Annotated in this window: 18 protein-coding genes; 3 read left to right on the forward strand and 15 right to left on the reverse strand. The window is 50.9% G+C overall.

The genetic code is table 11. From position 1 onward, the window contains the following. Window positions 1-24: 24 nt before the first annotated feature. From MIH19_RS04840 to pilB, 10 genes are all read right to left on the reverse strand, one after another. Entirely contained in the window at window positions 25-666 is a 642-nt protein-coding gene (locus MIH19_RS04840; protein WP_249007797.1) for a hypothetical protein, read from the reverse strand. Between the two features lie 71 nt (window positions 667-737). Continuing rightward, window positions 738-1667 carry a glucosaminidase domain-containing protein gene (locus MIH19_RS04845; RefSeq protein WP_249007798.1) on the reverse strand — a complete coding sequence of 310 codons (930 nt, stop codon included), beginning with the start codon at window positions 1665-1667 and terminating at the stop codon, window positions 738-740. A 138-nt stretch (window positions 1668-1805) separates the two neighbouring features. Further along, window positions 1806-2366, reverse strand: a complete 561-nt coding sequence (locus MIH19_RS04850) for a YfaZ family outer membrane protein (RefSeq protein ID WP_249007799.1) — start codon at window positions 2364-2366, stop codon at window positions 1806-1808. 209 nt (window positions 2367-2575) lie between these two features. Further along, window positions 2576-2773 (reverse strand): DNA gyrase inhibitor YacG, encoded by a 198-nt coding sequence (gene yacG, locus MIH19_RS04855; RefSeq protein ID WP_249007800.1) that lies wholly within the window; start codon window positions 2771-2773, stop codon window positions 2576-2578. Between the two features lie 76 nt (window positions 2774-2849). Next, window positions 2850-3605: a tRNA (N6-threonylcarbamoyladenosine(37)-N6)-methyltransferase TrmO gene (tsaA, locus tag MIH19_RS04860; RefSeq protein WP_249007801.1), complete on the reverse strand. Its 756-nt coding sequence runs from the start codon at window positions 3603-3605 to the stop codon at window positions 2850-2852. A 5-nt stretch (window positions 3606-3610) separates the two neighbouring features. Continuing rightward, window positions 3611-4720 (reverse strand): hypothetical protein, encoded by a 1110-nt coding sequence (locus tag MIH19_RS04865; RefSeq protein WP_249007802.1) that lies wholly within the window; start codon window positions 4718-4720, stop codon window positions 3611-3613. Next, entirely contained in the window at window positions 4692-5300 is a 609-nt protein-coding gene (gene coaE, locus MIH19_RS04870) for a dephospho-CoA kinase (RefSeq protein WP_249007803.1), read from the reverse strand. Before coaE ends, MIH19_RS04865 begins: the two co-directional genes overlap by 29 nt. Window positions 5301-5356: 56 nt before the next feature. Then, complete coding sequence (locus MIH19_RS04875) at window positions 5357-6232, reverse strand: A24 family peptidase (RefSeq protein ID WP_249007804.1); 876 nt, start codon at window positions 6230-6232, stop codon at window positions 5357-5359. A gap of 3 nt (window positions 6233-6235) precedes the next feature. Beyond that, the gene (locus MIH19_RS04880; protein ID WP_249007805.1) at window positions 6236-7453 is read right to left on the reverse strand and encodes a type II secretion system F family protein; all 1218 of its coding nucleotides are present in this window, start codon (window positions 7451-7453) and stop codon (window positions 6236-6238) included. A 2-nt stretch (window positions 7454-7455) separates the two neighbouring features. Next, complete coding sequence (gene pilB, locus MIH19_RS04885; protein WP_249007806.1) at window positions 7456-9171, reverse strand: type IV-A pilus assembly ATPase PilB; 1716 nt, start codon at window positions 9169-9171, stop codon at window positions 7456-7458. A gap of 243 nt (window positions 9172-9414) precedes the next feature. On the opposite strand from pilB, the gene tviB reads away from it, so the two are divergent. The 3 genes from tviB (at window position 9415) to MIH19_RS04900 (ending at window position 13278) form a co-directional block, all read left to right on the forward strand. Next, window positions 9415-10677, forward strand: coding sequence for a Vi polysaccharide biosynthesis UDP-N-acetylglucosamine C-6 dehydrogenase TviB (gene tviB, locus MIH19_RS04890; protein ID WP_249007807.1), 1263 nt, complete (start codon window positions 9415-9417; stop codon window positions 10675-10677). A 326-nt stretch (window positions 10678-11003) separates the two neighbouring features. After that, entirely contained in the window at window positions 11004-12110 is a 1107-nt protein-coding gene (locus MIH19_RS04895) for a UDP-N-acetylglucosamine 2-epimerase (protein WP_249007808.1), read from the forward strand. Window positions 12111-12126: 16 nt separating this feature from the next. Beyond that, window positions 12127-13278 (forward strand): CDP-glycerol glycerophosphotransferase family protein, encoded by a 1152-nt coding sequence (locus MIH19_RS04900; protein ID WP_249007809.1) that lies wholly within the window; start codon window positions 12127-12129, stop codon window positions 13276-13278. Here MIH19_RS04900 and MIH19_RS04905 read toward each other — a convergent pair whose 3' ends face one another. From MIH19_RS04905 to MIH19_RS04925, 5 genes are all read right to left on the reverse strand, one after another. After that, window positions 13279-13713 (reverse strand): adenylyltransferase/cytidyltransferase family protein, encoded by a 435-nt coding sequence (locus tag MIH19_RS04905; RefSeq protein ID WP_249007810.1) that lies wholly within the window; start codon window positions 13711-13713, stop codon window positions 13279-13281. Continuing rightward, entirely contained in the window at window positions 13706-16051 is a 2346-nt protein-coding gene (locus MIH19_RS04910) for a glycosyltransferase (RefSeq protein WP_249007811.1), read from the reverse strand. The genes MIH19_RS04905 and MIH19_RS04910 overlap by 8 nt, the downstream gene beginning before the upstream one ends. A 204-nt stretch (window positions 16052-16255) precedes the next feature. After that, on the reverse strand, window positions 16256-17068 hold the full coding sequence (locus MIH19_RS04915; protein ID WP_249007812.1) for a methionine biosynthesis protein MetW: 813 nt from the start codon (window positions 17066-17068) through the stop codon (window positions 16256-16258). Then, complete coding sequence (locus MIH19_RS04920; protein ID WP_249007813.1) at window positions 17065-18792, reverse strand: ABC transporter ATP-binding protein; 1728 nt, start codon at window positions 18790-18792, stop codon at window positions 17065-17067. Before MIH19_RS04920 ends, MIH19_RS04915 begins: the two co-directional genes overlap by 4 nt. Window positions 18793-18861: 69 nt before the next feature. Next, window positions 18862-19710 carry a glycosyltransferase family 2 protein gene (locus MIH19_RS04925; RefSeq protein ID WP_249007814.1) on the reverse strand — a complete coding sequence of 283 codons (849 nt, stop codon included), beginning with the start codon at window positions 19708-19710 and terminating at the stop codon, window positions 18862-18864. Between the last annotated feature and the right edge of the window lie 13 nt (window positions 19711-19723).

Raw genomic sequence — 19723 nt, forward strand, 5'->3', positions numbered from 1 at the left:
GAACCGCACAGGGGGTCAGCGCCTTCATAGGCGCGGTGATAAAAGAGTACCGCCGCAAACATCACGAACTTTCTCATCATTTGAGCCCCCTGTTTGGATAGATAGCTCGCACGTCACCGGGTGCGGGTTTGAATGGGAAAAGTGGCCCTGCAATCGCGTAATGGGCTGAGTAGTGAATGTAGCGTTGGCGAAGCAGGGCTTCCTCTGCAGCAGACAGTCGCAGTGGTTGGCCTTCGTTGATGTGATGGGTTCCACGGCATTCAATGGTACACCCGCATCTTTCGCCAGCCGGTACATTTGCCGCAGAGCCACCCGAGAGTATTCAGCCTGTACGCGCCGGTCCAGCCAGAGTCGGAACTGCAGTTCGACTTCGCCTTCTTTCAGTCGACGCCGGTAGGCTTCTTCTATGGTAAGCGTGCCGCGCGGGTTATTTGGCCCCAACCAACCTTGGTCAATCATCTGCCTGCGCTCCATCAGTACCATTGTGTACTCATAGCTGTCTCTGGGGTGTTGGCCGAGAAACCTACGGGGCAGGGCCGCCTGAATGTGTTCGTGGAAGTTATGAGGGTAGCCACCGCCAATATCGGAGTGGGCACCGGGCAGTACCCACTCGCCAAAATGTTCCGGCAGGCGACCATGAGGTTGCTCATGATGTATTCCTTCCATGGATGATAACCAGTTTTAATCCGAAAACTGGCTTGCTTTACGTTAACATTGCTTCTGGTTACCGGCGGTTTCTAGCGCGGCATCAGCTCATCAATATTGCGGGCGCTGGCCAGTTGTTGCAAGTGGGCCGGGGTGCGATCCTTCAAAATCTCAGCAAATGCCTGATCGTACACGGCCAGATTGTTATGGCGGATCATTGCCGTTATCTCGCCGACGTACTCTTCTCCGCGCTCGGAGTAAAGTTCCAGCCCCGCGGCCAACTCCCTGCCAGACAGCGGCTCCTGTTGTTTGCGATCGGTCAGGCGAATATCCCGCAATGGCTGATAGGCAGGGTGGCGGTTCAAATTCTGGATATAGGCCCGTACCGAACGATAGGGCGAAGAGAATTTGGCCACCTCGTGGCTGGCGCCCGATACCCGGCTAAGCGGAACCAAGCCGCAGCCAGCGGTGAAACACCATTGGCCGAAAAGATTGTTACCATCCACCGCAAAGCGCGACGTTCCCCAAGCGGACTCATTAGCCGCCTGGGCCATAATCAGCGACGGCGGTATTACGTCCAGGCGTCTTTTCAGCTTGGCAATCTGGGCTTTGCCCGCCGGAGCGGGATCGACCCGCAGGCGCTTGGCTTCGTTTTTCAGCCATTGTTTTTCTTTGCCTGTAAGCTGGGACTTTGCAGCCAAAGCGTCCAAGTACTCACGTTCCAGTAAAATGCGGCTGTTGGCCAGCACAATGCGCGGGAACAGAAATTCAAAAAAAGCGGCTTTTTTTTCGTCAGTATCTGCGTAGCCAGAAAAATCTGGTAGGCGTGCATTGGCCCAGCCGGGTAGCGACGGTAGCGTGGCAAACGGAAATTCTTCGCCGGCGTTGTCACGGCTGCTGAGTGCGCTCGGTGACGGTTTATAAAATGCTCCAAATAAAGCACCGGCAATCAAAAATAGAATGAACGCCAGAGCATGACGCTTCTTGGCAGCGGGGGAAGGTGCGCCTGTGTTGACTGACATATCACCTCTGGGCTTTACAATAACCTTACGGGTTATTGTGATTAAATGATCAAAATAGCAGCAGATCAGCCAATATACAAAAATCCCCGGACCGCAGTACGCGGGCCGGGGATTCCTTCAGGCTCGGCAGAAAATTGATCAGAAGTACAATTTCATTCCGGCCATTAAGCCTTCATCCAGGTTCAGATCGCCGCGGCCATCCAAATCTGTGTTCAGGTAGCGATAACCGCCAAACAGCTCTGCGTTACGAATCACACGGTAACTAACGCGGGCTTCAAGGCTGGTCATGTCATCGGAGTCGCCAAACGCCAGAATACTGGGTGCATAGTGCAGGCCGCCAGTCACTGACAGGCCCGGTACATCGGGAATATTCACGGTTGCATAGCCACCCAGCGCCAAAGCGCCGCCGTCTACCCGGTCATCGTCCCAACCGATCAAGCGCATACCAAGGCCTGCGGTGGTAGGCAGATTGCCAAGGGCTGTGCGGCCTTGGGCGTGAAAATCCACGTTGCCGATGTGGCGGCTGCCTTCGTGGTAGGTATAACCGGCGCCCAACTGCATGTCGTCGCGGCTGTCAAAGAAGTTCATCTGTGCCTTTGCGGAATCTGTGGTCAAGCTCAGGTCAACGTCGCTGGCCAGCGCAGGTGCTGCGCCCATAGCAAGTGACAGGGCCATCAGGGAAATACGAGAGGCTTTCATAATGCTACCTTTTTGGTGATGAAAGAGTGATGAGCGGGTCATGAACGAAAGTGTAAGCTGCCGGCAATGGCGGAAGGCTCTTAAGGCGATGATAAAGCGCACGACGGTAACCCACAACTTAAAAGCCCGTAACCGCCGGGTATGAACGGTTTGCACAATCCACACTGTTTTTTTTGCATATGGTTTGAAAACGGCTACAAACAGTACGCTCAGTGCCGGGTGTCGTCTTCCAACTGGTCCAGTTGATCCAGGTCTTCGGAGCTTACATTCTGTGCCGGTACTCCGTATTCCTCATTGGCCCAGGCGCCCAGGTCAATCAACTTGCAGCGGTGCGAACAGAATGGGCGATCCGGATTGGCATCGGTCCATTCCACGGTTTTACGGCAGGTGGGGCAGTCAACGTTCATAGCAACCTTTCTAATCTTTGGTGAAGTGAAAAATCTATCCAAGCACTTATGAAATAACAAACCAAGCGAAAATATTTTAACAAACCGTCAGCACTTCCACACGGCTGCCGGTTTCGTCGGTTACAAATCGAAAACGCACATTAACATTGTACAAATGCGCACCGTAAATTCGCTCTTCTTCACGGCCACGACGAAACGACGGGCGCGGATCGTAACTCACCACATCCTCAATCAGCGCGGCAAAATCCGGATATTTCTGTAAAGAATTCTCTGTACAAAGCTCGCCCAGCTGCTGCTGTGCCTCGGGTAAAAATACCACCGGCAAACGCTCCACCGGCGCCTCTTCGGCCCAACTCAGGTGCGCGCCGCTTATCGCGTCTGCAAATGGCAGATACGGTTTGATGTCCAGAATCGGCGTGCCTTCGATCAAATCGTGATCACTGATTTGTAACACCAGCTTGCCTTGCTTGCGCACCAGCCCGCGGTTACGCACTGCCGAAAGCCCCAGGCTGTTGGGGCGAAACGGCGAACGGCTGGCAAACACCCCAATCTTGCGGTTGCCTCCCAAACGGGGTGGCCGCACCACAGGCCGCCACTCGGCTCGCACCGCCTGATGAAACTGAAACGTCAGCCATAAATGGCTGGCGCTCTCCAAACCGCGAAAAGCATCCTCACGGTCAAACGGCGGCTGAATCAATAAGTCCGCGTGGGCATGGCGGGTTAAGCCCGGCTGCCGCGGCACGCCAAACTTGTCAGCAAAGCAGGAGCGAGTGATGGCAATCGGAGTCAGAGTCAGTGCTTCAGTGGCATCTTTCGCGTTATGGCGAGGCATAAGTGCTAGTTGCGCCGAACAATGTTGCCAGAAAAATACATTTCCAATCGCAAAATCAGTGAGCTGTCGTCTTTAAACGAATTATCCCGCGCAAACTGCAGCGCGGGAATAATCTCTCCGAACAGCCAGTCGCCGTACATACGGTAGCGCCAAGTCACGTCGGCAAAGACTTCGGTGGTGCGCCAGCCGGGCTGGCTTTCACCTAGCACGCCAACCCGGGGCGTAAGCACGGCACGGTTATTTAATCGCTTGCTAACGCTAAACACCTGGGCCGCCACAAATTCCCTGTCGCTGTGTACCCACTCAAGCTCAGACGAGTTTTTAAACTCCCAGCCCTTACCTAAATCGTGCCGCGCCTCGAACCAGCTGCGCGAACCCCAACCGTTTTGATGGTAATAATAAAAACGCTGTTGAGCCAGCAAGCCCCAGTCTCCTGATGGCCGCCAATTCTTGCGCACGGTGGCACGCCAGAATGCATCGGGGGGCAAGTGTAGGCGCGCGCCAAAATCATTGGAGAAATTAATCGAGTCACCCACTTTTCCCAAAAACCGGAGAGCGCCCGTGGTACCGGTTGAAGAGCGTTCCGGTTCCGTAAGCTGCCGGTCGCGCTGCCGCTCTGCCAGCGGAATCAGCTCTTCGCTTTCGCTTTCAATCACCAGTCTCAGCTTTTTGCGGGCAGTGGGTATATCCACCCGGAAGCGCGCCTCTGGTTCAAAATCCAATACTGCACCGGCACGGGTTTCGGTGGCAAAGCTTAGCCGTAAATAACTTTCGTTCAGCGGCAGGCTGTGACTTTCGCCAGACAGGGTTCGGTCTGCCCATTGCCCCAGATGTTCCACACGCTCACCTTGAGTGCGCTCCTGCAACAGCACCCAGTTACTGAAGGTCATCCAATAGGAGTCTTCCGGTTCGGCCCAATATTCCTCTGGCGCGAAGTCGTAAAAGTTGCTGGGTAACGACTGCGGGGCAAGGTGCTGTGGAATAGATCGCTGGTAGAACTGTATTGAAGGTTCCAGTGCATAGGCTGAGGGCGCTGTAAGCACTGCAGCAATAGTAAAGAAACCGGCGCCAAATATCTGACGCCGGTTAATGGCCAAATTCCACCAGCAGCGCATTGTGGGCGTCTCGCACTTGTTGGCGCACGTTGTCTTTGGTGCCGCCGTTATCAATAATCAGGTCGGCCTTATCAAGCCGCTGCTGGCGCGGAATCTGTGCGGCAATAATGCGTTCAACCTGGTCTCTGGGGTTGTTGTCCCGAGCCATGGTGCGCTGTATTTGCACGCTCTCTGGGCTGTCTATAACAATCACCCGCTCGGTAATGGTGTGCTGAATCGTTTCAAATAACAGCGGCGACACCAGCAGTACGTAGGGCAAGTCGTAATCGTCGGGCTTTAGCTGGCGTTCCAGTTCGGTGTGAATAATGGGGTGTATCAATTCTTCCAGCCACCTGCGCTCTTCGGCGTCGTCAAACACCAGCTTGCGCAAGGCTGCGCGATTCAGCGCCCCACCAGACATCAAAATGTCGTGACCAAAGTGCTCGGCAATCAGCTCCAGCGCTCGGGTGCCGGGTTCTACCACCTGGCGGGCGACATCGTCTGCGTCTACCCAATGCACGCCAAGGGCGCCAAAGAGGCTGGCAATCACTGATTTTCCTGATCCAATACCACCGGTCAGCCCCACAATTTTGGGTGCCATACGCGCGCATACTCCTTATTTAGCCAAGTTCATATAACCAAATTTATAAACCAAGCCTATACACCAATAAAACCGAACCACACACCCACAATTTCATCACCAAACCACAAACACATCAAGCCAGCCGTGGCCAAATAAGGCCCAAATGGAATGGGCACCTCTCGGCCCTGCTGTTTGAACACCATCAAGGCTATACCAACGGCTGCGCCTACAACAGAGGATAACAGAATAACCGCTGGCAATAACGTCCAACCCAGCCACGCGCCTAACGCTGCCAGCAGCTTGAAATCGCCGTAGCCCATGCCTTCCTTGCCGGTAACCAGCTTGAACAGCCAGTAAACCGACCAGAGTGCCAGGTAACCGACTACGGCGCCCCAGAATGCCTCATTAAAAGGCACCAGTTGGCCAAAGTAATTCACAATCAGCCCTAACCAAAGCAGGGGCAGAGTAATGGAGTCTGGCAACAGTTGAGTATCAAAATCAATCATCGTCAGCGCCACCAGCGCCCACACCAGCAATAACGCCCAAAGCGCCGCAGGCGTTGGCCCCAGCAGGTACACGGTAAGTACCGAGAACACCGCTGTCGCTAACTCGATAATTGGGTAGCGCGCTGAAATCGGTTTGCTGCAACGGGCGCACTTGCCTTTCAACAGCAAGTAGCTGATAACCGGTACATTCTGCCAGGCGCGAATGCCGTGGCCGCAGTGGGGGCAGGTAGAGGCTGGCTTTGACAGGCTTAGCACCGTCGCCGGTTCCCGCTTGGCCTCTGGCACTTCCAGCAGCTCTTCACATTGGCAGCGCCACTCCTGCTGCATCATTGCCGGCAGGCGAAAAACAACCACGTTCAGAAAACTGCCAATGCACAAAGATAGAAAAGCAACCGTGCTGTACAGCAGCCAGGGTGTGTCCAAAAAGATGCTAAAACTCATCATGAATTAAACAACCTGGCCCATTTGGAAGATCGGTAGATACATGGCGATAATCAGGCCGCCCACCAGAATGCCCAGTACAACCATAATCATCGGCTCCATCAGCGCAGTCAGGTTGTCGACCATGTCATCCACTACTGCTTCGTAGTGCTCGGCCACTTTTTCCAGCATTTCGTCCAGGTTACCAGATTCCTCGCCAATGGCTGTTAGCTGAACCGCCATCACCGGAAACACGTTCTGCGCCCGCATAGAGGCTTGCAGTTGGGTGCCGCTGGACACGTCATTGCGGATACGCATAACGGCATCGCGATATACCGCATTGCCGGTAGCACCGGCTACGGATTCAAGGGCGTCTACAAGGGGAACGCCGGCTGCAAAGGTTGTTGACAACACCCGGCCAAACTTGGCAACCGCAGATTTGTCCAAGATTTCACCCATAATGGGTACTTTTAAAATGTACTTATCAACAATGTCCGAGAATTTCTGTGACCGCCGTTTCGACTCTTTGAATAAAACAATGGCACCGATAATTCCCAGCATCACCACGAACCACCAAGTCTGCATCCATTCCGACAGGCGCACCACCATCTGAGTAAAAACCGGAAGCTCTGCACCGAACCCGTTAAATAGTGCTTCAAATTGTGGCACTACTTTCACGAGCAGAATTGCGGTGACAATAATAGCGACCACTACAACGGCGATAGGATAGGTCATCGCTTTTTTGACTTTTTTCTTCAGAATTTCTGTTTTTTCCATGTAGGTGGCAATACGGTCGAGCATCTTCTCGAGCGCACCGGCTTTTTCGCCGGAATCCACCAAGTTGCAGTACAGGTCGTCAAATTGACGGGGGTGTTTACGCAACGATCCGGCGAAACTGTTACCAGAGGCAATGTCGTTCCGAACCGACATCACCAGTTCCTGTAGGCCTCTGTTTTCCAGGCCATCGGCCACGATATCAAAGCTTTGCACCAGGGGCACACCGGCTTTCATCATGGTGGCCAGTTGTCGGGTGAGCATGGCAATGTCAAAAGGCGTAATTTTTTTGCTGCCGCCGAACAAGGGTTTGGATTTCTTTTTCACCTTGTCTGGAACTATGCCCTGCTTGCGCAACTGGGCCTTGGCCAAAGCCAAGCTAACGCCAGGCATTTCACCCTTGGCTTTGTTGCCTCGGCGATCTTTGCCTTCCCAAACGTAAGATTCCAGTTTCTTCGCTTTCTGAGCCATGCTTAATCCTTGGTCACGCGGTTGGCTTCTTCAAGGCTGGTCACACCCTCAATCACTTTTAACAGGGCGGACTGGCGCAGGGTTCGGAAGCCTTCAGCCTGAGCTGCTTTTGCAATCTTGATAGAACTGGCCTCTTCCATAATCATACTGGCCAGCTGCTCGGTTACTTTCACCACCTCGTAAATGCCGACACGGCCTTTATACCCATTAGTGCATTTATCACAGCCCTTCGGATGGTACAACGTGATCCCTGTTTCAATTTGTTCAGTTGAGAACCCTTCGGCTAAAAGAACGTCTTTTGGGATGTCTCCGGCCTGCTTACAGCTGCAAAGTCGCCGGCCCAGGCGCTGTGCAATAATCAGGCTAACAGACGTGGCAATGTTAAACGCCGGCACGCCCATGTTCATCATGCGGGTTAAGGTTTCGGCCGCGCTGTTGGTGTGCAGCGTGGATAACACAAGGTGACCGGTTTGTGCCGCTTTAATGGCAATGTTGGCGGTTTCCAGGTCTCGAATCTCGCCCACCATGATAACGTCAGGGTCTTGCCGCAAAAACGCCCGTAGCGCTTCGGCGAAGCCAAGCCCCACTTTGTTGTTCACGTTGACCTGATTCACGCCTTCCAGGTTAATTTCCGCCGGGTCTTCCGCGGTGGAAATATTGCGCTCGTCGGTGTTCAGAATGTTCAAACCGGTATACAGAGATACGGTTTTACCGGAACCGGTGGGCCCCGTGACCAGAATCATGCCTTGGGGTTGCGCCAGGGCGTCCATATACAGCTTCTTCTGGTCTTCTTCATACCCTAGGGCGTCAATGCCCAACTTTGCCTGGCTGGGGTCCAGAATACGCAGCACGATTTTCTCGCCCCACAACGTGGGCAGGGTGTTCACCCGAAAGTCGATGGACTTGGTTTTGGACAGCCTCATTTTTATGCGGCCGTCTTGCGGCAAACGTCGCTCGGAAATGTCCAGCTGCGCCATGATCTTTATTCGCGCGGATATTTTCGGTGCCAGCTTTATAGAGGGTCGCGACATTTCTTTTAGAATGCCGTCAGTGCGAAAGCGTACGCGGTAGGTTTTCTCGTAAGGTTCAAAGTGAACGTCTGAAGAACCCCCGCGAATCGCATCTAGCAGCATTTTGTTCACATACTTTACGATGGGTGCATCGTCTACTTCGGCAACAACCACTGCACCGTCGTCTTCGTTTCCATCCGCGCCTTCTGTTTCGATACCTTCAAGGTCTGTATCGGCCAGGTCGCCCATGGAGCTTTCACTAGACGCCAAATACTTTTCGATAGCCGCGCGCAGCTTGGAATCGTCCACCAGAATTGCATCGGTGCTTAAGCCGGTATTGAACTTGATTTCGTCCAGAGCCTGAACGTTGGTGGGGTCACTTACTGCAATAAACAGCCGATTGCCACGCTTATACAGGGGCAGGGCGTTGTGCTTGCGCAGCAGTTTTTCGTCCACCAGCTTGTCGGGCATCATCTCCGGCAAAAACGCATCCAGGTCCAGCACTGAAATACCAAACTCCATGGCCGCCGAAAACGCCAACGCCGAGCTGTTTGCCAACTTGTGCTGAGTTAGGTAGGTAATCAGCGGAATACGGTTCTGAGAAGCCTGAAAAAAGGCGTCTTTGGCCGTGGATTCATCCAGCAAGCCGTCGCTTACAAAGCGCCGTGCCAGACCCGTTAAGGTGATGTTGCTTGTGTTTATTGTCATAGATTAGGGCGCTGCAGCCTGACGGTTGGGGTGCGAGTAACGACGAGGCTTGAGTTTAGATGGGTGGGGGCGATTTGGAAAGCTTGGGGGTGTTTCCTCCAGTGCCTGTCTATGATCAGATCTATAAATGATTGATGGCCTGAGCACCGTTAAATTAATTCATAAAAATACGCTTGCGGCACGCCAGCCAGCCAAGCAGGATACCGTGGTGCGAAAACACGCCAAAACGGGCCTGGGGACTGTATGAAGAAAATTGCGATTGTGGGGCTGGGGTACGTTGGGCTGCCACTGGCCGCCGCCTTTGGTGCGAGCCGACCGGTGGTAGGCTTCGATATCAACAGCACCCGCGTGGAAGAGCTCAAAAGAGGGTTCGACCGAACACGGGAGGCTACTAAATCTGAACTCGATTCTGCCCCACTGCTGACGTTTACCAACACCGAGAAAGCAATAGCAGACTGTCAAATTTACATAGTGACCGTGCCCACACCGATAGACCAGTACAAAGCGCCTGACTTTACCCCGCTTATCACGGCTTGCGAAAGCGTAGGAAGCGTTTTGAAATCGGGTGACCTGGTTATCTTTGAATCAACGGTATTCCCCGGTACTACAGAAGAAGTATGCGTACCACGGCTTGAACAAGTTTCTGGCCTAGTGTTTAACAAACACTTTTTCGCCGGTTACAGCCCCGAACGCATCAACCCCGGCGACAAAAAACATCGCCTCGCCGACATCGTTAAAATAACTGCAGGCTCTACCCCTGCGATCGCAGACGAAGTAGACGAGCTCTATGCAAGCATTGTGAAAGCGGGAACGCACAAAACTAGCTCCATTAAGGTCGCGGAAGCAGCGAAGGTCATCGAAAACACCCAGCGAGACCTGAACATAGCCCTAATGAACGAGCTTTCCATGATCTTCGCCCGCTTAAAAATAGACACCCACGAAGTGCTTGCGGCAGCCGGGACAAAATGGAATTTCCTACCCTTTACGCCAGGCCTGGTTGGCGGGCACTGCATAGGCGTAGACCCTTACTACCTCACTCACAAAGCCCAGGCCATTGGCTACCACCCCGAAATCATATTGGCCGGGCGGCGCGTGAACGACAACATGGCACCCTATGCGGCAACTGAACTTATCAAAGCCATGATCAAAAAAGGCCACACCATAGCAAACTCCCGAATTCTCGTGCTGGGCCTCACCTTCAAAGAGAACTGCCCGGACCTGCGGAACACCAAAGTGATCGACGTGATTCGGGAACTTCGGGAATTCGGTTGCCAAGTCGATGTAAGCGACTGCTGGGCCGACAAACAAGAAACTCTGGACGAATACGGCATTACATTGATTGATCATCCGGAGGCTGGCCACTATAACGCCGTGATGCTGGCTGTGCCGCATTCGGAATACAGGGCTCTGACGGGTACTCAGCTGCGGGAATACACGATTGAGTCCGGGCTGATTTTCGATTTGAAAGGTATACTGCCTATTGGGGAGTCGGATTTCAGGCTTTGAGTAAAAGCCGGCGAGAGCTGTGTAATTCGGTTGCTCCGAGCATGAGCTCATAGAACCCTTCAGTAAAGCCTTAGAGAATAAGCACGACCGAGCCAAATAGGTAGGGAACAAGATTAATGGAAAGGCGATTGCAAGACATAAAAACTCAAAATCGTGGCTACCGAGCGAAAAACACTGTGTGCCTGTTCATAACTTGATTATTTGAACAAACAGGCTGCCCCAAGGATTCCGGCGGAAAAAAGTTCCTCTGGCATACTATGACTTCTAGAAAATATCCTGCAAAATAGGATGCTTACAAAACATGGCGGGTAAAGAAGGGAAACAGCGTGACACTGCGATCTCAAAAGCACTTTGTTTTTATAATAGGCACCCGCGCACAGCTAATCAAAGTAGCCCCAGTCATCGTTGAATGTGAACGGATGGGCCTCCCGTCCACCTTGCTTATGACCGGGCAGCACCAAGAAACTATGCAAGACTTACTGGACGAGTTTGGGGTGAAGTCAGCACAAGTTACAGCTACTTTTGCAAAAGAACACTCTACAATACTTTCTCTGATCACCTGGCTTCCAATGGCCTACTTGGGCATCAAAAAACAGCTAAAAGCACTAAGCACAGATCCCAAGTTCGTCAATATCCTGGTGCACGGAGATACCCTTTCCACAGTACTGGGCGCCTTGGTAGGCCGGCAAATAGGTGGATGTGTTGTTCACTTGGAAAGCGGGCTAACGTCAAACAAAATATTCGACCCTTTCCCCGAAGAACTATCCCGTCGCATTGTCTTCCGGCTGAGCAATATAGCCATGTGCCCTAACCCGGAAACCGTAAAGCACATGAGAACCAAACACCCCGATTGCCAGTCAATTGACACCGGGGGCAACACAATTCTAGACTCAATAAAGCTAACCGGAATTAGCCGTGCCACCTTCAATTTAGAATCAAGTTACATTGTCGCCTCACTACACCGCTTCCAGAACATTTATAACACGAGGCGATTAGCCGACTTGGTCGAACTACTGGAAAACATAGCTAAAACACATCTGGTCTATTTTGTTCTGCACCCAGCAACACGTAAGCGGCTAACCAAGACCGGGCTTTTGGAGCGTTTGGAAACGCACATAGGCATCATATTGCTTCCGCGCCTGGGTTACAGCGATTTTCTTCGCTTGGCTGCCGAATCAGCTTGCGTTCTCACTGACGGCGGCTCAAATCAGGAAGAACTGGCCTCACTTGGCGTGCCAACAATCGTGATGCGGCAAGCTACAGAACGCAGTGATGGGCTGGGCAAAAACGCAATTTTAGAAGGCGAGCTTTCCAGCGGAGTGCTCAGTTACATTGAACAAAAAAGATATCAAGCACTGAAAACACCCAGCAATGACGAACAGGCGGAAAGCCCGTCTGCCTGTATCATGGATTACTTGGCAAACAACGCATGAGTTCGAGACATCGCGCATGAAGATTGACCGCCGCAACCCCTGGCACTGGGTTTTGCTGTCGCTTTTCGGCGCCAATGTCTTGCTCGCTCTGCTATTGCGGCCCTTTGTTCGCAAGGATGGCCGCAAAGTCCTTTTGTATGGCCACAAACTCAACGGCAACCTGCTTGCGCTCTACCTTGAGTCCGACGCAGGTGATACTGGACTTGAGCTCGAGTTCCTGACTATGGATCCGCTTTACTGGCGAGAAATCCGGCGGCAGGGCATACGCACCGCGCTGGCCATTAGCCCCCGAGCCGCATGGCTTCTCGCCCGAGTTGATGCCTTGGTGACGGATCACGGACTTCACGCCATGGCCCCACTGCCAAAGCTGACTAATATCCGTTTTTACGATGTCTGGCACGGCATTCCCTTCAAAGGCTTCGATTCTGCCGACTTTCGCACCCAACACCAATATTGCGAAACGTGGGTAACCAGCCCTCACCTAAAACGCTTGTACGTCGACACGTTTGGGTTTCGCAACGACCAAGTGGTGGTGACCGGCTACGCCAGAACTGATCGACTTGTAAATGCAACCGAATCCTCGGAGCAAGTCCGGCAGCAATTATCATTGCCGGCTGATCGCAAGCTGGTCTTGTTCGCCCCGACTTGGACTCAGGACTCACAAGGAAGAAGCGTCTTCCCTTTCGGCCTCGACGAGGCGCAGTTCATGGGGCAACTTTCCACGTTTGCCGAACACCACGATTGCAGTATCCTGCTAAGATCGCACCTGAACACGCCGTTGAGCTCGACGACCGAGTACCCGCATGTTTACGTCCTGTCATCAAGAACCCACCCAGATACCGAACAGATTCTTCTGGCCTCAGACGTGCTGGTTTGTGATTGGTCATCCATTGCCTTCGATTTTTTGTTGCTGGGCCGGCCGGCCATCTTTCTAGATGTGGAACCACCTTTTCGCAAGGGGTTTTCGCTGGGGCCAGAATTCCGATTTGGCCGCATTGTAAGGGGATCAGATGATCTGGAATTTGCGCTCAAGGGCGCAATCCTAGCTCCGGCGCTTGCACTTCAACAGCAGGCAAGCCAGCGGGAAGAGGTCACGAGGAAAATCTATGGCGAGTATGCCGATGGATGCTCCTCCCAGCGGGGCCTCGCCAGGCTGGAGCATCCTTGATTAATAGCGAATTTTTTCAATGACCGCAGTCGTCGAGATCGCGGGTGTACGTGTTAGGTAAACTACATCACAGATATCGCTGAACTCGTCGAACTTTCCTTTCCAGTCGTCGCCCATCACCAGCACATCCGCATTGTGATCAAGAAGGTACCGCCGCTTTTCTTCCAGTGAATGCTCAAAAAACACCGTATCCACGCAACGAAGGGCCCCCAAAATCCGAGCACGCTCCGCTTCCGCAAACACCGGATAACGTCCCTTCTTCTTCCGATTTAACTCATCACTGGAGACGCCGACAATCAGCCGTCCTCCATGCGAACGGGCCCGCTCAAGAATATTGAGGTGGCCGACGTGGAACACGTCGAAAGTGCCGAAGGTGACGACAACTTGATCTATTTTTGGCCCCATATTTCGTTCCGAAAAATCACTATCAACCATTCGATTCCTTGCTCCATATTGATGAGGTCACCAGCTTCTCAAACTGGCTAAGTGCGAAACGGTTATGTTCTTTTATATCATAATTCCGATAAGGGACTTCCTCAGCGATTGCGGCAAGCATACCTTCAACAAGTCCCTCGACGCTATTATCCACGACGAGTCCGTATCCTTGTGAAAGCAGCTCGGCGGGGCCTGGGATATTAGTTGAAACGATGGGAACGCCCAGCGCAAGAGACTCAAACAAAACCAAACCAATCCCTTCATAAAAAGATGAGAATACAAATGTGTCCATCTTTTTCAGCAATGGCATGACATTGTTCGAGCCTTGCGCCACAAAAATGCGCTCACTCACAGCAGAATGATTAGTTCGCTCCTTTATCTTATTCTCATCAATGCCGTGGCCACCTACGATATAAAGTTGCAAGTTTCTATGTCGCTCACAAACTTTTTCAAATGCCTCGATAAGGCGCAACTGCCCTTTTTCTGGAGAGAATCGAGCAATATTTATAAAGCGGAACGAGTTTGGATCATCAAGGGATGATATTATTCTTTCTCTGTCGCTCGGTTTTATATTTCGTGAAAATGCCGATTTGATCTTGTCGTTTGCTCGCTCTGAATAGGATAGGGATAGCGTGTTCGGCACATAAAAACACTTTTCATTGAAATTGTAGTGAGATGCACAGTAGCTTGACTCTGCTCCTTCTCGGACGGTGGCGACACTTGTCGAAATCCCGTATGAAAACTCAAGAAGTCTTAGGTCAGCTATGCGATTCGCCTCGATCTCCTTAGCCATATCGTTATGTACAAAAATGGCCGAAGGGCAACGTAATCCGCCGGACAGAAAAGCGGCGCGCCAAGAGTATCCGTTAAAGTTCACAAATAAATCAAAATCTGCATGGCCGAACAATCTGTCTGCCTCTCTTTCCCATACTCGCCGAATCCAGTCTCGCTTGCTGAACCAGTTTTTTTCAAACATGTAGAGATAGCTGAATCTCACGATATCAATAAACTTTAAACTTATGGCGAGATTCAAGGGGATGAACTGAATCATATCCGGGATATTTTTAAAAAAAGCTTCGGACTCCTCAGTGCTGCAGCTGGTATCAGCAAGGATCGTTATATCAAACTTTGATGTGTCCACGCTTTTAACTAAGGACTTGAATGATGCCGTAATCCCATTGTGAGAAAGCCCGCCTGTGTAAATAAGTAGTTTTGGCTTTGTCCCACCGCCATCAAGCGCAGGCCTCTCAAATGAGTCTTTTTTCTCGAAAAATGAAGCGCAAACTCTTTCTGTATTATTTCCATCATCCCATGAGCAGTAAGTGTTAATAAAAGAGCGATATGCTGGCTCCGAACCGGGGGCTTGCAAGCTTTCGTGCTGCGCGATGCGATTAACCCAATTTGACAGGTCTTCGGGAGTTTTTAGCATGGGGAATGGCAGACTTGCCAACGGCAGGCTAAAGTTCCTTTCCCTCGCGTAAGTGTCGAGATCTGGGGAGTAAAGAAGGATCGGGCGTTTTGTGATTGCATAATCAAACATTACCGACGAATAATCGGTGATTAGTGCATCGCACTCTGCTAAATGTTCATAAGGCTCTTTGTCACTAGGAAACGGCTGAATTCTATTATATCCATCAACGTTGACCATACCTTTTGCCAGAGGGTGGAGTCGAACCGAGATTTTTATGTTTTCGTCAACCGTCGCCTCCAAGTAATCTAGCGCCTTCTTAAGATCACTAGCGAAATCATCGCCTGCGCTCTGTATGTTGCCAAAATTGCCCCGCCAAGTTGGCATAAATGCGATATAATATTTTTTCGTTGTTTTAGTTTTATTTTGGGTGTGGTATAAAATATCGTTTCTAGGGTATCCACAACGCAGGAGCTGCGTCTTTCTCACACTGGAAAGCATGTAATCCTTAATCAATACTCGCTCGGTGTGATGGTTTGGGAAAAGGATGTGGGTGGCATGGAAAAAGTTTCTTTGCGTGTTTCCTACATATAGGAAGGTATCTTTCTCGGTTTTTCGACCCAACGTTTTCAAGGGCGTACCATGCCAAGTATTCAGATACTGCTGGCCGTGGCGTATAGAAAAATATTGAGGAAAAGTCACGTCATTAATGAGCCACTTGCAGGTCGCAAGATAGAAACAGTACTTTACCCCCCCTTTTCTACAGGTGACAACTCGATTGTTTCCGTGCGCTTTAATAAATTGTTGCCCTACGCTTTTCGGGCAAACCAAAACCAGGGTAAAGTGAGAATAAAAGTCATTACTTGCTAGGTAAGAGGCAATTGCTCGTGGGCTTCCTATAAAATCAGCCCCGTGATGGGACTCTAACAAGACACAATTTACCGCTATACGGAATCGGTTTCGAAAATATCCATATATCATCCCATACAGATAAGTTTTTCGTATCAGGCCTCGAGCGAGAATCCTAAGTCTGTTGGGTGTGTTTCTCATGTTCATTCCAGTTATCTCTTCCTAAAACTTGCACGCTGGGCACTGTCGGTTAAACGCATTGGTTAAATAATTTTCTAAAGGGGGCTATTCAGACTCTGTGGGCATGAGGCTCAACTCGTAGACGACTTGGTCAGCAAATATGGAAGGCCATTTTTTGACAAACCAACGAACGAACCTGTCCCCGCTATCAAACTGCCCCTGTATAGCATTGATGTTTAGACCCAGCATGTCGCTCCATTGCTTAAAGTCTTTTACTGTCCAGAAACGAACATGTTCCTTCATATGAAACACTATCGAGGTGACAGGGAATCGACCGCCAATCATCAATCTGAGTCGGTGTTTTAGGCATCCAATGTTCGGGATAGTCACAAAGATGCGCTCAGGCGCTAGTTCTATCACCTGTCGCATTAAGTCTTCGGCATCAACATGGTGTTCGATCACTTCCATTAGTGTTATAACAGTCCATTTAGACTCTATTTGGTTCTTTAGTCGCTTATAGGGGCATATGACTTTCCCTTCTAAGCCCCGATTATTAACTTGTTCGATTGCAGTGGGAGCAATATCGACTCCAAAAGATTTCACGTTTGGTTTTTTGTCGCTTAGATGGCTAAGGAATGTACCATCGCCGCAACCAATATCGAGAACACGATCATCTTGTTTTATTGCATCTGTGATGATTATAAATCTGTTGCGTAATTGGTTTGAATTACCGATGGCGACCCTTTGATCCCAGTAAGCACTGTAATCGGCGAACTCCTTAAGCGGGGCGGGCTTGCTTATTTCCTCAAGTAGTCGCGCAATAATCCTGACTAAAGGTATTTTTGCCATGGCGCCGATAATGCTCCAGCGGGAGTTGCCTTGCTCTTTTGTATTCTGCTGGTTTGGATTTTGATTCATAAGTTGTTTTCGGTAATCGTGGTGAGTGTATGCACTTTATCGCAATTTGCTATTGCCGTTTTTCTGTGGGCAATGATCACGACAGTTTTCGCTCGTGAGAGTTTTGTGACAGCTTGGTTAATGCTTGCTTCTGTGAGTGAGTCCAGCGCGCTTGTAGCCTCATCAAGAAAAAGGATAGGTGGATCTCGGTAAAGTGCTCGTGCTATGCCGACACGCTGCCGCTGCCCGCCAGATAGACGTATGCCGCGATCTCCAATCGGGGTGTCATAGCCGTGATTTAATTCAGTAATAATGAAGTCGTGTATTTGTGCCGCTCGGGCCGCATGTTCCACAGCCTGCATGTCGATATCACCTTGGGCGACGCCGAAAGCGATATTCTCCGCAACGCTCGCGTCCGCCAAGTAGATATGTTGGGGGACATAACCGATGGCACGCTGCCAAGCGCCAACGTTGCCGGCATCGATTGGAACGCCGTCTACGCTTAACCTGCCGGCCTGCGGTTGGAGCAGGCCGAGCAGTATGTCCATCAGAGTGCTTTTGCCAACTCCGCTCTTACCGATGATGCCGGTGCTGGTGCCGACTGGTATGGTTATATCAAAACGGTCGAACACCTGCTTGTCCGGGGCGGTTGGGTATGCGTAGCTAACCTGTTCTAAACGGATTTCCCAGCATGGAGTCAATGCTACTTTCGGATCAGTAGTTTGTTGGATGGGCAGAACAAGGTCGAGATGGATGGCGTTCAACGCGGGCGAGGAAAATCGCAACTTTGCAAAGCCGCGAAACATGATTTGTGCCGACGGCAACATTCGGTATGCGGTAAAGCCGTATAAGCCTAGCGCTGGCAGAACGTGCGCAATGTCGCCACTTTTTAGCATTAATGCCAGGGCGATGATAATGAGCCCGCTATACCCCACTGCTTCTACAAGATACTGCGGTGACTGACTGAGCGTATCGCTTGTGGCCATGTGACGCGAGAAGAGCCTGGAAGCTCGTTCAAATTTTTTTTGATATGTGGCGGCGGCCTGAGTAACCTTCACATCTTTTATTCCGCTTAGTGTCTCATTGCAGGTCTGAAAGCGTTGCCCGTTCGCCTTTTGGCGCTCGGTGCCGATTCGGGAGAGTCGCTTGCGCACCACGCCGTAAATTGCTAAGTACATCAATCCGACGACTGTCACGGCAACGAAAGCGGTGACTGGATCATAGAACACGATCAGAAGCACCATACCTAGAACCACTGCGCCTTGTGCGATCAATTGTGCCAGCGGAGTGATCAGGTTGAAAGTAAGTTGATCCACTTCAGACAATACGTTGCGGCTCAGCACGGAAGGGTTGTTTTTCAGAAAGAAAGTATAGGGCTGACTGAGATATCGAGAAAGTAACCGTGAGCTGATCGAGTGTCGTTGCAGGTGTATAAATCGATTCATCAGGTGAAGTGTGGTGGTCTTGAATACCGATGAAGCGAGCACAATGACAATAGATGCTAATCCTAGAGCGATGCTGAACTCACGTATCCCCTGGAAGCCAAACCCTCCATATAGGGCCTCTAACCATGGGTTTTCGTGGATGATAGCCGGGCGGCCGAGCACGGACAGGAACGGCATGATCGACAATACACTAGCAGCCTCTGCCACTGCCATTAGGACGACCAGCATCAGCATCCATACAGCCTTGCGCCGTTCAGCCTTTGTAAATACTGCCCAAACCTTTTTTAGATCGCCCTTCATTCAGTTGGTGCTCTGGTTGTAGTCTGGTGTGAATCTTGCGAAGTCGGCACTCATTGTAGTGGTAGAGATCTATTTTTCTCTATACATTAACGTTGTAATCTGTTCTGAGACCAATCCAACCATAAAGATAGTAAGCGCGGTAGTGAACATTAGCGCACTCATATTAGTGAAACGACCCAAAGCAAAATAGGTATACGCATAATACCCGATGCCTAGTGAAAAAATCGAAAACGCTAATGGGAAAAAAAGCTTCAGAGGTGAATAAAGCGTCCCTATCTTAAATATAATAAGGAGAAATCTTACGCCATCCTGTATCGGTTTAATATGACTTTTCCCCTCCCTTTGGCCAGTATGGATAGGCTCATAACACACAGAGTAGCCTGCCCTAAAAAAAGCCATGGTCGATGTCGTGGGATATGAGAAACCGTTAGGCAACAGGCTTAAAAACTGCAGGAATTTAACTCTTCTGACGGCTCGGAAACCAGACGTTAAGTCTTCAATTTTCTGACCTGTCATATAGCTTGCGAACCAATTATAGAACTTGTTGGCCAGCCCTCTGCCAACACTCGCTTGCGACCCGGACTGACGAGCTCCGACTACCATATCAAAGCCTTGATCAAGCTTATTTAGTAAGCGGTGCACATCATCTGGAGAATGCTGTCCATCGGCATCCATAAAGAGAATGATGTCTCCTGTTGCAGCTCTTGCCCCGCTCTTGATAGCCGCACCGTTCCCCTTGGAATAGGGATGTCGAATCACACTTGCCCCCAGCTTTTCGGCAATATCGCCGGTGCCATCAGTAGAGCCGTCATCAACAACAATAATTTCTTTCAAGCCGGGCAAGGCCAATAACTTTTCTATTAAAGAGGGTAATGACCGGAATTCGTTCTTTGCCGGGATAACCACGGATGCTTCCATGTGCAGTTCTACC

Source organism: Marinobacter sp. M1C (genome assembly GCF_023314135.1).
Classification (GTDB): domain Bacteria; phylum Pseudomonadota; class Gammaproteobacteria; order Pseudomonadales; family Oleiphilaceae; genus Marinobacter.